Here is a 13,651-nt window from a genome sequence, read left to right on the forward strand (position 1 = left end):
AGGCCATGAGCGTCACCCCGGACAACGCCGTCCGTACGTACCTGGAGCAACATCGCGAGGGCTTCCTCGACGACCTCGCGCAGTGGCTGCGCATCCCGTCGGTCTCCGCCCAGCCCGAGCACGACGCGGACGTACGGCGCAGTGCGGAATGGCTTGCTGCGAAGCTCAAGGAGACCGGTTTCCCGACCACCGAGATCTGGCCGACCGACGGCGCGCCGGCGGTCTTCGCCGAATGGCCGTCGGCCGACCCGGACGCTCCCACCGTGCTCGTCTACGGCCACCACGACGTGCAGCCGGCAGCGCTCGCGGACGGCTGGCACACCGATCCGTTCGAGCCGGTCGTCAAGGACGGCCGGATGTACGGCCGCGGCGCCGCCGACGACAAGGGCCAGGTCCTCTTCCACACCCTCGGGGTGCGGGCCCATCTCGCCGCCACCGGCCGCACGACGCCCGCCGTCAGTCTGAAGCTCCTGGTCGAGGGCGAGGAGGAGTCCGGCTCGCCGCACTTCCGCGACCTCGTCGAGCGGCACCGGGACCGCCTCAGCGCCGACGCCGTCATCGTCTCCGACACCGGCATGTGGTCCGAGACGACCCCCACCGTCTGCACCGGCATGCGCGGCCTCGCCGACTGCGAGATCGAGCTGTACGGACCGGACCAGGACATCCACTCCGGCTCCTTCGGCGGGGCGGTTCCCAACCCGGCCACCGTCGCCGCCCGGATCGTCGCGGCGCTGCACGACGAGCACGAGCGAGTCACCGTCCCCGGGTTCTACGACGGTGTCACCGAGCTGACGGCGGCCGAGCGCGAGCTCCTCGCCGAGCTGCCGTTCGACGAGGCGGAGTGGCTGCGTACGGCCAAGTCGTACGGGACGTCCGGCGAGGCCGGACACTCCACCCTGGAACGCATCTGGGCCCGCCCGACCGCCGAGGTCAACGGCATCGGCGGCGGCTACCAGGGGCCCGGAGGCAAGACGATCATCCCGTCCTCCGCCCTGCTGAAGCTCTCCTTCCGGCTGGTCGCGGGCCAGGACCCGGACCGGATCGAGGAAGCGGTCCGCGGCTGGGTCGCCTCCCTGATCCCCGTGGGCATCCGCCACGAGATCACCTTCGGCGCGGCGACCCGGCCCTGCCTCACCCCGCTGGACCACCCCGCCCTGCAGGCGGTCACCCGGTCGATGAGCCGCGCCTTCGACGGGCAGAAGATCCGCTTCACCCGTGAGGGCGGCTCGGGACCCGCCGCCGACCTCCAGGACGTACTCGACGCACCCGTGCTGTTCCTGGGCATCTCCGTACCCTCCGACGGGTGGCACGCGCCCAACGAGAAGATCGAGCTGGCGCTGCTGCTCAAGGGCGTCGAAACCGCCGCCTACCTGTGGGGCGACCTGGCCGGCGCCCTCCACTGACAGACAGCCGGTACTGACAGACAACCGCCACTGACAGACATCCGGTCCATCCGCAGACAACCGGTCATCCCGGGGGAGTGGGAAGCACCTGTGAGCACCTTCGACCATGTCGCCGACGGCCGTCCCATCGGCCTCACCGCGCCGAGCGGCATCGACCGCGCCGCGCACCACCGACTCGACGAGGCATGGCTGGCGGCGGCGTGGAGCCACCCGTCGACCCGGGTGTTCGTCGTCTCGGAGGGACAGGTACTGATCGACGACACCCCCGACGGCCGTACCGAACTCGTGATGACGCCGGCCTTCGAGGCTCCTGTCACCGAGACCCACCGGTACTTCCTGGGCACCGACGAGGACGGCGTCAGCTACTTCGCCCTCCAGAAGGACGCCCTGCCCGGACGCATGGACCAGTCCGCCCGCCCCGCCGGGCTGCGCGAGGCCGGACTGCTGCTGTCCCCGCGCGACGCGGGACTCATGGTCCACGCGGTCGCCCTGGAGAACTGGCAGCGGCTCCACCGCTTCTGCTCCCGCTGCGGTGAGCGCACCGTCATCGCGGCCGCCGGTCACATCCGCCGCTGCCCGGCCTGCGGCGCCGAGCACTACCCGCGGACCGACCCCGCCGTGATCATGCTCGTCACGGACGAGGACGACCGCGCCCTGCTCGGCCGGCAGGTCCACTGGCCGGAAGGCCGCTTCTCCACGCTCGCCGGCTTCGTCGAACCGGGCGAGTCCATCGAGCAGTCCGTGATCCGCGAGGTGTACGAGGAGGCGGGCGTCACGGTCGGCGAGGTCGAGTACGTCGCCAGCCAGCCCTGGCCCTTCCCGTACAGCCTGATGCTGGGCTTCATGGCACGCGCCACCTCGTCCGAGATCACCGTGGACGGCGAGGAGATCCACGAGGCCCGCTGGTTCTCCCGGGAGGACCTGCGGGTGGCCTTCGAGTCCGGCGAGGTGCTGCCTCCGTACGGGATCTCGATCGCGGCCCGTCTCATCGAGCTCTGGTACGGAAAGCCCCTGCCGAAGCCGGGTTCGCTCGCCTGACGTCCTCGCGTCCTGAGCCCTGCCCACCTGGGTCGGCCGGTGTTCCCCGGCGGGCGGTGACGCGCCGCGCGGTGCAGTGTGTGGAGAGCGGCACACGGTGCCCTGCTGTGCCGCACGGCCGTGGCGCAGCAGAGACGGGAGACACGGTATGGATCTCGGACTGGAAGGACGCGTGGCGCTGGTCACCGGCGCGAGCCGGGGGATCGGGCTCGCGATCGTGCAGGCCCTGACCGACGAAGGCGTGCAGGTGGTGGCCGCGGCACGGCACTCCTCCGACGAACTCGACGCGCTCATCGGCACCGGCCGGGTGCGGCTGGTGCGGGTGGACCTGGGCGGCGCCGGGGCTGCGGATCTGCTGGTCGATGCGGCCGGGGACCGGATCGACATCCTCGTGAACAACGTGGGATCGGCGCCCGCCCGCCCCGGCGGCTTCCTCAGCGTCACCGACGAGGAGTGGGAGGCGGCCTTCAACCTCAATCTGTTCGCCGCCGTGCGCGTCACCCGCCGGGTCCTGCCGCTGATGCTGGTCCGGGGCAGCGGCTCGGTCGTCAACATCGGCTCGATCAACGCGGTGTTCCCCGACCCGCATGTGATCGACTACTGCGCCGCCAAGGCCGCTCTCGCGAACTTCTCCAAGGCCGTGTCCAAGGAGGTGGGCGGTCGCGGAATCCGGGTGAACACCGTCAGCCCCGGACCTGTCGAGACCGATCTGTGGCTGGGCGGCGAGGGAGTCGCTGCCACCGTGTCGGAGGCGACCGGGGCGACTCCGGAAGAGGTCGTCGCCCGGGCCGCCGGGGTCGCGGTCACCGGCCGGTTCTCCAAGCCGTCCGAGGTCGCGGACGCGGTGCTGCTGCTGGCGAGCGACCGGTCGGGCAACATCACCGGATCGGACATCACCGTCGACGGCGGTTTCGTCAGCACCTGGTAGGCGCACGGGCCGTCCGACGCGGCCCCTGGAACGACGCCGCCCCTGGAACGGCGCGGCCCCTGGAACGACGCCGCCCCCACCGGTACTCGACCGGAGGGGGCGCAGCGCAGAGGGGGGTGCGTCAGATGGCCAGGGCCTGCTTCACCTGGGCCAGGCTGGGGTTCGTCATGACGATGTTCTCGCCACCGTTCGGCGGAACCACGAGTACGGTCGGCACGGTCTGGTTGCCGTTGTTCGCCTTCTCGACGAACGCCGCGGACTGCGGGTCCTCCTCGATGTTGACCTCGACGTACGAGATGCCCTCGCGGTCGAGCTGGCTCTTCAGCCGACGGCAGTACCCGCACCAGGTCGTGCTGTACATCGTCAGGGATCCCTGCATGTTCTTCTCCCGCTCCTCTGAGCTCGTGGGGTGGGTGCCCCATGGGGTGTGCCAGTAGTCGAACGTACGCGACCCGTCCCCCATTCCCGTATTGGTACGACCAATCCTGTCCCCCTGTGGACAACCGTGCCGGTGATCTCGCGGGACCTGGCAGCATGGCGGGGTGACAGCAGCAACGCACTCCACTCTCTTCCCTCAGGTCCCCGAGTCGGCGGACGCGGTGCTCGCCGGGCTCGACCCCGAGCAGCGCGAGGTCGCGACCGCCCTGACCGGCCCGGTGTGTGTCCTGGCGGGCGCCGGTACGGGCAAGACGCGTGCGATCACCCATCGCATCGCCTACGGAGTGCGGGCCGGGATACTCCAGCCGTCGAGTGTGCTGGCCGTCACCTTCACCAACCGCGCCGCGGGAGAGATGCGCGGCCGGCTGCGCCAGCTCGGCGCGGGCGGAGTGCAGGCCCGCACCTTCCACTCGGCAGCGCTGCGCCAGCTCCAGTACTTCTGGCCGAAAGCCGTCGGCGGTGAGCTGCCGAGGCTGCTGGAGCGCAAGATCCAGCTGGTCGCCGAGGCCGGAGCGCGCTGCCGGATCCGGCTCGACCGCAATGAGCTCAGGGACGTGACCAGCGAGATCGAATGGGCCAAGGTCACCCAGACCGTTCCTGCCGACTATCCCGCGGCCGTCGCCAAGTCCCTCCGCGACGCCCCCCGCGACCCGTCGGAGATCGGCCAGATCTATGCGCTGTACGAGCAGCTGAAGCGCGATCGCTCGGTGATCGATTTCGAGGACGTCCTCCTGCTCACGGTCGGCATCCTCCAGGACCGCCACGACATCGCCGACCAGATCCGCCGCCAGTACCAGCACTTCGTGGTGGACGAGTACCAGGACGTGTCGCCGCTCCAGCAGCGGCTGCTGGAGCTCTGGCTCGGCGACCGGGACAGCCTGTGCGTCGTCGGCGACGCCAGCCAGACGATCTACTCCTTCACCGGGGCCACCCCGGACCATCTGCTCAGCTTCCGCGCCCGCCATCCCCACGCGACCGTGGTGAAGCTCGTCCGCGACTACCGCTCGACCCCGCAGGTCGTCCACCTCGCCAACGGTCTGCTGGGTCAGGCCAGGGGCCGTGCCGCCGAGCACCGGCTCGAGCTGATCTCGCAGCGCGACCCCGGCCCCGAGCCGGTCTACACGGAGTACGGGGACGAGCCCGCCGAGGCCGAGGGCACGGCCCGGCGCATCCGCGATCTGATCGCCGCGGGTGTCCCGGCCGGCGAGATCGCCGTCCTGTACCGGGTCAACGCGCAGTCCGAGGTGTACGAGCAGGCGCTCGCCGACGCGGGCGTGTCCTACCAGCTGCGTGGCGCCGAGCGGTTCTTCGAGCGTGCCGAGGTACGGGAAGCGGGCGTCGCGCTGCGCGGTGCCGCCCGGGCCGGGGGGAACGACGCCCTGCTGGACGACGCGGACGACCTGCCGTCCCAGGTCCGGGCGGTCCTGTCCACGAAGGGCTGGACCACCGAACCTCCGGCCGGCTCCGGTGCCGTGCGGGACCGCTGGGAATCCCTGGCCTCGCTCGTCCGGCTCGCCGAGGACTTCGCACGCGTCAAGCCGGAGGCGGGCCTGGCCGATCTCGTCACCGAGCTCGACGAGCGCGCGGCCGCCCAGCACGCCCCGACCGTCCAGGGCGTCACCCTCGCCTCGCTCCACTCCGCGAAGGGCCTGGAGTGGGACGCCGTGTTCCTGGTCGGTCTGACCGAGGGCATGATGCCGATCACCTACGCCAAGACCGACGAGCAGGTGGAGGAGGAGCGCCGGCTCCTCTACGTCGGGGTCACCCGCGCCCGGCTCCATCTGTCCCTCTCGTGGGCGCTGTCCCGTTCGCCCGGCGGCCGTGCCTCCCGCCGCCCCACGCGCTTCCTGAACGGGCTGCGGCCCGGCTCGGCCGCCCACGGCACCCGAACGGCGGGCGGTGGCGGCGGGATCGAGCGCGGAGGTGCAGGCGGCCGGCGCAAGCGGCGTGGGCCCGTGCTGTGCCGGGTGTGCGGCAAGACGCTCACCGACGCCGGCGAGATGAAACTGATGCGCTGTGAGGACTGCCCCTCCGACATGGACGAGGCGCTGTACGAGCGGCTGCGCGAGTGGCGCTCCGAGCAGGCCAGGGAGCTGGGCCAGCCGGCGTACTGCGTCTTCACCGACAAGACCCTGATGGCGATCGCCGAGACCGTGCCCGACAGCGAGGGGGAGCTCGCCGGGATCTCCGGCGTCGGCGGCCGCAAGCTGGAGCGTTTCGGCGCCGATGTCCTGGCCATCTGCGCAGGCCAGGAGCTTGGTGAGGGCGATGAGGACGACTGATACAAACTCGTCGAGAAAATAGTTTGCGCCCGCCCCAGTCATCCCCATAGGTTCTTAACCACGGGAACGGCGGCTTCTCCGAAGCCCTGTTGTCGTGCTGTACTTATCCGAATACGCGTGATCGGCCCCGGCCGGTCCCAGAGACGCCGAGAGGAGGCGATTCCAGTGATCAGCATCAACACAAGCTTCGTCCGCAACACCGTCAAAATGACCGATCGCTCGGTCGTCTCCGCCTGCTCGCTCGGCCTCTCCGGTTCGGCGTTCATTGGCACCGGTCTGTCTGGCTTCGCAGCCCTGCGTCCGGTCTCTCTCCCTGCGGGCCTGCCCGTCCGGGAGCGCAATGAGCGACCGACCAAGGCACTGGAAGCAGGAGTAGTGGCGGCAGAGGCCAAGGCCTATGCCCTCGCGGCGACCGGTGCCGGAACCCAGCAGCAGACGACGCAGCACCACACGATGTGGGCCTTCCGTGGGCTCGAACCCTGGAGTGATCCAGCCTGATCCAGGATCAGGCCGGCGCCTTCAGGGCCGCGGAACCCCACCAGGGATCCGCGGCCCTTCTGTTTTCCCCGATGAGGAAACGGAGCGAAGGGGCCTCGGGACCAGCAAGACCCGGTACCAGCCGAAGCCCGGTCAACAGACCGGACCGACCAGACGAGGAAGACACCACCGTGCAACTCGAAGCGCACGCCCCGTCCGTACCGCCTTCCGAAACGATCCCCCCGCCCGGCCTCACGGAGGACTCCACCTTGACCCCGCTCACGGCGCTGACCGCGCTCGACGACGCCATCGAGAACCTCGGCGTACCCGTCCCCTGCCGCTCCTACGACCCGGAGGTCTTCTTCGCCGAGTCGCCGGCCGATGTCGAGTACGCCAAGTCCCTCTGCCGCACCTGCCCGCTGGTCGAGGCCTGCCTCGCCGGGGCGAAGGAGCGGCGTGAGCCCTGGGGTGTCTGGGGTGGCGAGCTCTTCATCCAGGGTGTCGTCGTCGCCCGGAAGCGGCCGCGTGGCCGCCCGCGCAAGAACCCGGTCGCGGCATGACCGAGATCTCCTGGGGGACGACCCCCAAGCTCCCGAAGCACGCGGGAACCATTGACCGCCCCCACACGCACGATCCCCAGAAGCAGGCCCCGATGACCTCTTCCGCCGCTGAGCCCTCCGGCTCCGCCACACCAGCTGTCACCACCATCGGCGCGAACGCCTCGCGTCAGAACAGGACCCGTGAAATGCAACTCATCCCAGAAGCCCTGGCTCGTGCGCATATGCACGAGCGCCTGCGGGAAGCCGACGTGGAGCGCCAGGCCATGAGCCTGGCCACCGCTCGGCGGATGCAGCGGCGTGCCGAGCGCGCGTCGATGCGCGCCCGCCGTGCGCTGGCCATGGCCGTCATGCAGTAGCCGACGACTGTTGGCCGCAGACCACAACAGTGCCTCTCGCGGGGGCCGGTCCGAAGGGACCGGCCCCCGCGGTGCGTTGTCCTGCCGTACATCACCCACGGGGTTATCGTCACGAGGTGGACCAGCAGACTCATCACCCTGCCCCGCCGGGTGCCGAGAACGTCGTGTGTTCCCGGTGCGGTGCGGTCGCCGAGGGCACTCCGCCGACCTGGACCTGCTCCGTGGAGAACGGCCGCCGCCACTACTTCTGCGAGGAGTGCGCGCGGGCCAACATCAGGGCCATCGAAGGCCGGCTCGACTCGTCCTGGTGGTGACGGCCGGGCGTCAGGCCTCCACCGCCACGCCGTCCGCGTCGGCGAGGAAGCCGGGCACCCAGGACTCCAGTTCGTGGCGGAGCCGCACCGTCGCGTTCAGCTGGCACAGCACACCTATCGTGCTCAGCGTCACCCGATGGATCAGCAGATAGGCCGGCGGCAGATTGAGCTGCTTGCCCAACTGGTGTGCCGGAGAGCGAGGGTCCGCGATCCGCGCCGCCTGGGCCCGCATCCAGCCGCGGGTGAACGTGAACCGGTCGGCCTGCGCGGGCTCGATGATCGGCAGCAGATACTCCAGCACCGCATCCGGGTCGAGGTCGATCGACTCCTTGACGAAGCCCTCCTCGCACAGCACCCCGTACACCTCTTCGGCCCGGCCCTCCAGTGTCATCCGGAGCGAGTCACCGATCGTCCTGGGCAGTCCGCCGGGAAGCCGGTCGACGGTGCCGAAGTCCAGCACCCCCAGCCGCCACTCACCGGGATCCTCCCCGCCCTCCGCCGCGCCGGGGGCGGGGAGCAGCCGGAAGTTCCCCGGGTGGGGGTCCGCGTGCAGCAGCCCCGTGCGCGCGGGACCGGAGAACAGGAAACGCGCCAGCAGCTGCCCCGCACGGTCCCGCTGCTCCTGCGTGCCGTCGCTGATCACCTCGGCCAGCGGTATCCCGTCGATCCACTCGCTGACCAGCACCTGGTCGGCCTGGTGCACCACATCGGGCACCAGCACATCGGGGTCGTCGGCGAACTCCGCGGCGTGCTCCCGCTGGGCCCGGGCCTCCAGCGAATAGTCCAGCTCCTCCGACACGCGGTCGCGGAGCTCGGTGATCAGCGGTTTGATGTCCATCCCCGGGATCAGCGGCCCCAACAGCCTGGCGAAGCGGCTCAGCTGGGACAGGTCCGACAGCAGTGCCTCCCCGGCGCCCGGGTACTGGACCTTCACCGCGACCTCGCGTCCGTCGTGCCAGACGGCACGGTGGACCTGGCCGATGGACGCGGCCGCCGCGGGTTTGTCCTCGAACTCCAGGAAGAGCTCCCGCCAGTCCTCGCCGAGCCGCTCCGCCAGCGCTTCGTGCACCGTACGCGTCGGCATCGGGGGAGCGGCGTCCTGGAGCTTGGTCAACGCGGCCCGGTAGGGGCCGGCCACCTCCTCGGGCAGGGCGGACTCGAAGACGGACATGGCCTGCCCGAACTTCATCGCACCACCCTTCAGCTCACCCAGCACCTTGAACAGCTGCTCCGCCGTGCGCTGTTGCAGCTCGCGAGCCACGATCTCCGCGGACTTGCCGCCGATCCGCTTGCCCAGGCCCCAGGTGGCACGGCCGGCGAAGCTCAGTGGCAGAGCGGCCAACTTGGCGGTACGGGTGACCGCCTTCCGGGGAAGATCAGACATGCGCCCCTCCAAATCCCAGCCGCCGTGCCGCGTCTGCGTTGTGGCATTGCTCCGTCGACGCCGTTACCCCGGCCATTGTGTCGTGCGGCGTCCCGGCCTTCGAGGCGCGCTCCCCCTGAGTCTGCCCAGCGGCCCCACAAGAACAGTCGCGATGTGCCCTGAAGTGCTCCGATCGCCAGTCGAGCAGCGGCGACGACACTTCCCAGCGCGCTCCGGTACTCGCCGGCAGTTCGCCGTCCAGGAAGGACAGCGCATGCGCCGCGGCCGTACCGGCGACCGCGGTGGCCAGTGAGAGATCGCAGGCTGCCGGGCCCGTGGCGCGGCGCCCCGGCGTGCTCCACTGCGCCATCATCCGCGGCCACACCGGATCGCGGTCCGCCCGGTGGAGCGCCAGGCAGCCCGCGCAGGCCGTGCCGCCGGGCAGCACCAGCGGTCCCACCACACCGGTCGCCTCGACAACGCCCGCATAGAGATGGGGTGTTCCGGTGGTCACCCAGTCCTCGGCCGCCCCAGGATCGGGGGCGTACGCCGCGAGACCGTCCCGTGGAGCGACGATCACCAGCGTGAGAGGGGGCTCGACCGGCGGCGGGCTCCCGGCGGTCCGCCGCACCGCCCGGCCCGGGGCGGACTGCAGCACCAGCTGCCGGGCGGCCGCCGCCCTGCGCTCACCGACCGCCTTCGCCGGCAGCCCACCGGGTGCCACGTCCCACGGCTCCACACGCCCTCCGTCCAGCACCTCGATCTCGCCCACCCCCGCGGCGGACAGTGCGGCCGCGAGCGCCGCCCCGACCCGGCCCGCGCCCCGGACCTGGACCCGTATGGCGCTGCGGGCCGCCAACCGCCCCATCCCGCCGCCCGGTTCGGGGTGGACGACGGAGAGCGACGCGAGGTCGGAGCGCAGGCGGTCGAACGCCCCCGTCCGCTTGCGCAACGCGTCCGCCGCCGGACCGCCGCCCGTCGCGTCGTCCACCAGACCCGCTTTCGCCAGCCGGCCGAGCAGCGCGTCCACCTGGCCGTCGGGCAGCCCTATGGCCCGGGCCTCGTCGCGGAGCCGGGGCAGACCCCGGGTCCCGTCGAAGAGCGACAGCAGACATCCGGTCGCCGTGTCCACCGGCCCCATCACCACGGCATGAGCCGCTGTCGTCCCGAACTGCACATGGCGCAGGTCCCGCCAGGCCTGCCGCAGCGCAGGCTTCACCACCGGATGCATGCTCGCCCCCGTTCGCACGGCGTTTCTTCCGTGTTCGTTCCTGGTCCACCCGTCGGTCGTGCGGGTGGATCGCTCTGTCACGGCATCAGAATGCACGGACCCGGCGGCGAGTGCGGAAAGTTATCCACAGCCTTGGGGCATTAGTCGTTCTTATTGGTGCACGCCGTCGAGTGGATCAAGGTAGAACCGCCTCGGAGGCGGGACTTCTCCCATGGGCAGCGGGTAACGTCGGGGCGTGTCCGCCGACCGACCGCACAGCGCCGAAAGCCAGCAGCGCAGCGTGATCAGACATTCGCCCCGCCCCTCCGCGACGAGCGCGGTCGAGGTCCGCCGAAGTGCCCGGCGCCGCAGAACGGTCTCCGCGTACCGGGAAGGTGACCGCACCATCGTTCTCATCCCGGCCCGGATGTCCGAGGCGGAGGAGCGGCGCTGGGTGACGGTCATGCTCGACAAGCTCGCCGCGCAGGAGAGCAAGCGGACTCTCGGTGACGCGGAACTGGCGGAGCGCGCGGAGCGTTTGTCCGAGCAGTACTTCGACGGCCGGGCCAGACCGACGTCGGTGCGCTGGGTGACGAATCAGAACACCCGCTGGGGGTCGTGCACTCCGGCTGAGGGCAGCATCCGTCTCTCGCACCGTCTGCAGGGCATGCCTGAGTACGTCGTCGACTACGTGCTCGTCCACGAGCTGGCCCACCTGCTCGTACCGGGTCACGGGCCGCGCTTCTGGCGGCTGCTGGAGGCGTATCCGCGCACCGAGCGGGCCCGTGGGTACCTCGAAGGAGTGGTCGCCGTGGAGCGGCTTCCGCACCTGCCGACCGCGCGCGGTGAGTGACTTCTTCTGATCCTGTACCGAATGTGTACCGGCTTGGCTCGATGTCACCGATAACGGTTAGCCTGGCGCGACGCAGTCAGATTTTTCGTCGGGATGGGGGACGGTCGTTACGCATGGCCAGGGAATTCCAACGAGGCCACAAGGCCAAGATCAGTGACCTGACACCGGGGACCGACCTGTACGTGGGCGTGCAGATCGCCGCTCCCGGGCTGACCTTCGACATCAGCTGCTTCGCCCTCGACGCGAACGAGCAGCTCTCGGACGACCGCTATTTCATCTTCTTCAACCAGCCGAAATCGCCGGAGGAGTCCATTCAGCTCCTCGGTGCGCAGGCCGGTGACACCGAGTCGTTCCGTGTCACGCTCGATCGCGTGCCGGCGCACATCCACAAGCTGTCTTTCACCGCGACGGTCGACGGTGCGGGCCAGATGTCGCAGATCGGCCCCGGGTACATCCGGATCGTCGCCGGCGGCGAGGAGGTCGTCCGGTACGCCTTCACGGGCTCGGAGTTCTCCACGGAACGTGCCGTGATGCTCGGCGACTTCTACCTCAAGGACGTGTGGCGGTTCGCCGCCGTCGGCCAGGGCTTCGACGGCGGCCTCGACGCGCTGCTGAAGAACTTCGGCGGAGAGGTGGCCGAGGAGGAGCCTGCCCCGCAGCAGGGCGTGCCCGGGTTCGCCCCGCCGGCCGCCGCCGCTCCCGCACCGGCCCCCGCGTTCGGTGCCCCCGCAGCGCCTCCGGCTGCGGTCCCTCCGCAGGTGCCTCAAGCTCCGCAGCCCGCCCCCGCGTTCGGGGCGCCCCCCGCGCCTGCCCCTGCGCCGGCGCCCGCGCAGGTCGACCCGCAGATTCACGCGGCGCCGACCATCGCCGCCCCGATAACGCCTCCCGGCGGGACGGTGCCGCCTCCGGCGCCGCCGTCCCCGTACGGCCAGCCGCCGCCGCAGTTCGGGCAGGTCCCGGGCCAGCAGTCGCCGGGCGCTCCCGCCCCCTTCGGCCAGCAGCCCGCCCCGTACGGTCAGCCGGGCATGCCGCAGGGAGTCCCCCAGGGCGCCCCGCAGGCCGGCGCGGGTCTCCAGGCAGCCCTCCAGCCGTACAAGGAACTGCCCACCGGCCAGCGGTGGACCCCGCAGAACCAGCAGCTGATGCGCGTCGACCTGGGTATGGGCGGCACACCGGTGCTGGCCCGTCAGGGCAGCATGGTGATGTACCAGGGCAAGGTCGACTTCGGCTACAAGAGCGCCGGCTTCTCCGGCCGGATCGTCGGCAACGCCACGGGCCAGGAGATGCAGCTGATGCGCTGCACGGGCCGCGGCCAGGTGTTCCTCGCCGAGAACGGCGCACATCTGCACCCCATCGAGCTCCAGGGCGACGGAATCTGCGTCTCCGCTGAGAACGTCCTGGCGTTCGACGAGTCGCTGCAGCACGAGGTCCGCCGTATCGAGGGCCACGGCATTCCCGGCGGCGCCCTGTTCACGATGCAGTTCCAGGGCACCGGCACCGTCGTGGTCAAGACCCACGGCATCCCGGTGGTCCTGCCGGTCACACCCACCACCTTCGCCGACTCCAACGCCATCGTGGCCTGGTCGTCCGCGTCCCAGGTGATCCTCTCCAGCCAGGTACGGCTGCGCCGCAACGCGTACCCCGGCCACAGCGGAGAGACCGTGAATCTGCAGTTCCGGGGCGCCCCCGGCAACTTCATCGTCGTCCAGCCCTACGAGGTCTGAGGGAGCCCGGAAAGTGAATCAGCAACTCGCGGGCTACGCCCCGACCCCCGTCGTGGCCCGGATGGAGAACCACGGCCGCACGATGCTCAAGGTGGCCATGACCAGCGGCCAGGACCTGTACGCGCGTACGGGCTCGATGGTCGCCTACGAAGGCTTCGTTCAGTACGAGCCCAATCCGCCGGCCGTTCGGCAGATCGCCTCCCAGTGGGTCACCGGCGAGGGCGCGCCCATCATGAAGTGCTCCGGCGACGGGCTGCTCTACCTCGCCGACTACGGCGCCGACGTCGTCGTCATCAACCTCAACAACGACTCCCTGTCCGTCAACAGCACCAACCTCCTCGCCTTCGACGCGCACCTCCAGTGGGGCGTCGAGCGGGTCAAGGGACTCGCCAAGTTCGCCGGGCAGGGCCTGTGGAACGTCGAGGTCGCGGGCACCGGATGGGTCGCGCTGACCTCGCGCGGCACGCCCATCGTCGTCGACTGCGGCCGCGGGGAGGACGAGACCTACGTCGACCCGGACGCCCTCGTCGCCTGGTCGCCGAACCTGAAGGTGAAGGGCAAGCGCAGCTTCAAGGCCTCCTCCCTCATCGGGCGGGGCAGCGGAGAGGCGTACCAGATGGCCTTCTCGGGCCAGGGCATCGTCGTCGTACAGCCGAGCGAGGACAGCACCGACCGTCTGCGGATCCGGGGCTGAGGGGGAGCGAG

At 70.7% G+C, this 13,651-nt stretch carries 14 protein-coding genes; 11 read left to right on the plus strand and 3 right to left on the minus strand.

The features are described from left to right. Nucleotides 1-5 precede the first annotated feature (5 nt). From ACIQMR_RS30305 to ACIQMR_RS30315, 3 genes are all read left to right on the plus strand, one after another. Nucleotides 6-1,403 carry a dipeptidase gene (locus ACIQMR_RS30305; RefSeq protein WP_401393891.1) on the plus strand — a complete coding sequence of 466 codons (1,398 nt, stop codon included), beginning with the start codon at nucleotides 6-8 and terminating at the stop codon, nucleotides 1,401-1,403. 90 nt (nucleotides 1,404-1,493) lie between these two features. Continuing rightward, a complete protein-coding gene (gene nudC / locus ACIQMR_RS30310; protein WP_401393893.1) occupies nucleotides 1,494-2,441 on the plus strand; it encodes an NAD(+) diphosphatase in 948 nt (315 codons plus the stop codon). Between the two features lie 148 nt (nucleotides 2,442-2,589). Next, nucleotides 2,590-3,369: an oxidoreductase gene (locus ACIQMR_RS30315; protein WP_401393896.1), complete on the plus strand. Its 780-nt coding sequence runs from the start codon at nucleotides 2,590-2,592 to the stop codon at nucleotides 3,367-3,369. Nucleotides 3,370-3,490: 121 nt separating this feature from the next. Here ACIQMR_RS30315 and ACIQMR_RS30320 read toward each other — a convergent pair whose 3' ends face one another. After that, complete coding sequence (locus ACIQMR_RS30320) at nucleotides 3,491-3,748, minus strand: mycoredoxin (RefSeq protein WP_266384426.1); 258 nt, start codon at nucleotides 3,746-3,748, stop codon at nucleotides 3,491-3,493. Nucleotides 3,749-3,911: 163 nt separating this feature from the next. Between ACIQMR_RS30320 and ACIQMR_RS30325 the strand changes: the two genes are divergently transcribed. The 5 genes from ACIQMR_RS30325 to ACIQMR_RS30345 all read left to right on the plus strand — a co-directional run bounded on the left by ACIQMR_RS30325 (nucleotide 3,912) and on the right by ACIQMR_RS30345 (nucleotide 7,796). Beyond that, entirely contained in the window at nucleotides 3,912-6,089 is a 2,178-nt protein-coding gene (locus ACIQMR_RS30325) for an ATP-dependent DNA helicase UvrD2 (RefSeq protein WP_401393899.1), read from the plus strand. A gap of 165 nt (nucleotides 6,090-6,254) precedes the next feature. Further along, a complete protein-coding gene (locus tag ACIQMR_RS30330) occupies nucleotides 6,255-6,587 on the plus strand; it encodes a hypothetical protein (protein WP_401393902.1) in 333 nt (110 codons plus the stop codon). A gap of 170 nt (nucleotides 6,588-6,757) precedes the next feature. Continuing rightward, nucleotides 6,758-7,126: a WhiB family transcriptional regulator gene (locus ACIQMR_RS30335; RefSeq protein ID WP_362957428.1), complete on the plus strand. Its 369-nt coding sequence runs from the start codon at nucleotides 6,758-6,760 to the stop codon at nucleotides 7,124-7,126. After that, nucleotides 7,123-7,482 (plus strand): hypothetical protein, encoded by a 360-nt coding sequence (locus tag ACIQMR_RS30340; protein ID WP_401393905.1) that lies wholly within the window; start codon nucleotides 7,123-7,125, stop codon nucleotides 7,480-7,482. The genes ACIQMR_RS30335 and ACIQMR_RS30340 overlap by 4 nt, the downstream gene beginning before the upstream one ends. 116 nt (nucleotides 7,483-7,598) lie before the next feature. Then, nucleotides 7,599-7,796, plus strand: a complete 198-nt coding sequence (locus ACIQMR_RS30345) for a hypothetical protein (protein WP_401393908.1) — start codon at nucleotides 7,599-7,601, stop codon at nucleotides 7,794-7,796. A 10-nt stretch (nucleotides 7,797-7,806) separates the two neighbouring features. Here the strand turns inward: ACIQMR_RS30345 and ACIQMR_RS30350 are convergent, their stop codons facing one another. Both ACIQMR_RS30350 and ACIQMR_RS30355 read right to left on the minus strand, forming a co-directional pair. After that, the gene (locus ACIQMR_RS30350; protein WP_401393911.1) at nucleotides 7,807-9,180 is read right to left on the minus strand and encodes an ABC1 kinase family protein; all 1,374 of its coding nucleotides are present in this window, start codon (nucleotides 9,178-9,180) and stop codon (nucleotides 7,807-7,809) included. Next, a complete protein-coding gene (locus ACIQMR_RS30355) occupies nucleotides 9,173-10,390 on the minus strand; it encodes a ThiF family adenylyltransferase (RefSeq protein WP_401393914.1) in 1,218 nt (405 codons plus the stop codon). Before ACIQMR_RS30355 ends, ACIQMR_RS30350 begins: the two co-directional genes overlap by 8 nt. A gap of 235 nt (nucleotides 10,391-10,625) precedes the next feature. Here ACIQMR_RS30355 and ACIQMR_RS30360 point away from each other — a divergent pair, with 235 nt between their 5' ends. The 3 genes from ACIQMR_RS30360 to ACIQMR_RS30370 all read left to right on the plus strand — a co-directional run bounded on the left by ACIQMR_RS30360 (nucleotide 10,626) and on the right by ACIQMR_RS30370 (nucleotide 13,640). After that, entirely contained in the window at nucleotides 10,626-11,222 is a 597-nt protein-coding gene (locus ACIQMR_RS30360; protein ID WP_401393917.1) for a M48 family metallopeptidase, read from the plus strand. 113 nt (nucleotides 11,223-11,335) lie between these two features. After that, the gene (locus ACIQMR_RS30365) at nucleotides 11,336-12,946 is read left to right on the plus strand and encodes a TerD family protein (RefSeq protein ID WP_401393920.1); all 1,611 of its coding nucleotides are present in this window, start codon (nucleotides 11,336-11,338) and stop codon (nucleotides 12,944-12,946) included. 13 nt (nucleotides 12,947-12,959) lie between these two features. Next, entirely contained in the window at nucleotides 12,960-13,640 is a 681-nt protein-coding gene (locus ACIQMR_RS30370; RefSeq protein ID WP_401393922.1) for an AIM24 family protein, read from the plus strand. The last annotated feature ends 11 nt before the right edge of the window (nucleotides 13,641-13,651 follow it).

This window comes from Streptomyces sp. NPDC091376, from assembly GCF_044757085.1.
GTDB lineage: Bacteria > Actinomycetota > Actinomycetes > Streptomycetales > Streptomycetaceae > Streptomyces > Streptomyces pratisoli.

Coding starts and splice junctions, on each gene's coding strand:
- ACIQMR_RS30305 (WP_401393891.1), top strand. CDS start 6: ATGAGCGTCACCCCGGACAACGCCGTCCGTACGTACCTGGAGCAACAT.
- ACIQMR_RS30315 (WP_401393896.1), top strand. CDS start 2,590: ATGGATCTCGGACTGGAAGGACGCGTGGCGCTGGTCACCGGCGCGAGC.
- ACIQMR_RS30320 (WP_266384426.1), bottom strand. CDS start 3,748: ATGCAGGGATCCCTGACGATGTACAGCACGACCTGGTGCGGGTACTGC.
- ACIQMR_RS30340 (WP_401393905.1), top strand. CDS start 7,123: ATGACCGAGATCTCCTGGGGGACGACCCCCAAGCTCCCGAAGCACGCG.
- ACIQMR_RS30350 (WP_401393911.1), bottom strand. CDS start 9,180: ATGTCTGATCTTCCCCGGAAGGCGGTCACCCGTACCGCCAAGTTGGCC.
- ACIQMR_RS30355 (WP_401393914.1), bottom strand. CDS start 10,390: ATGCATCCGGTGGTGAAGCCTGCGCTGCGGCAGGCCTGGCGGGACCTG.
- ACIQMR_RS30365 (WP_401393920.1), top strand. CDS start 11,336: ATGGCCAGGGAATTCCAACGAGGCCACAAGGCCAAGATCAGTGACCTG.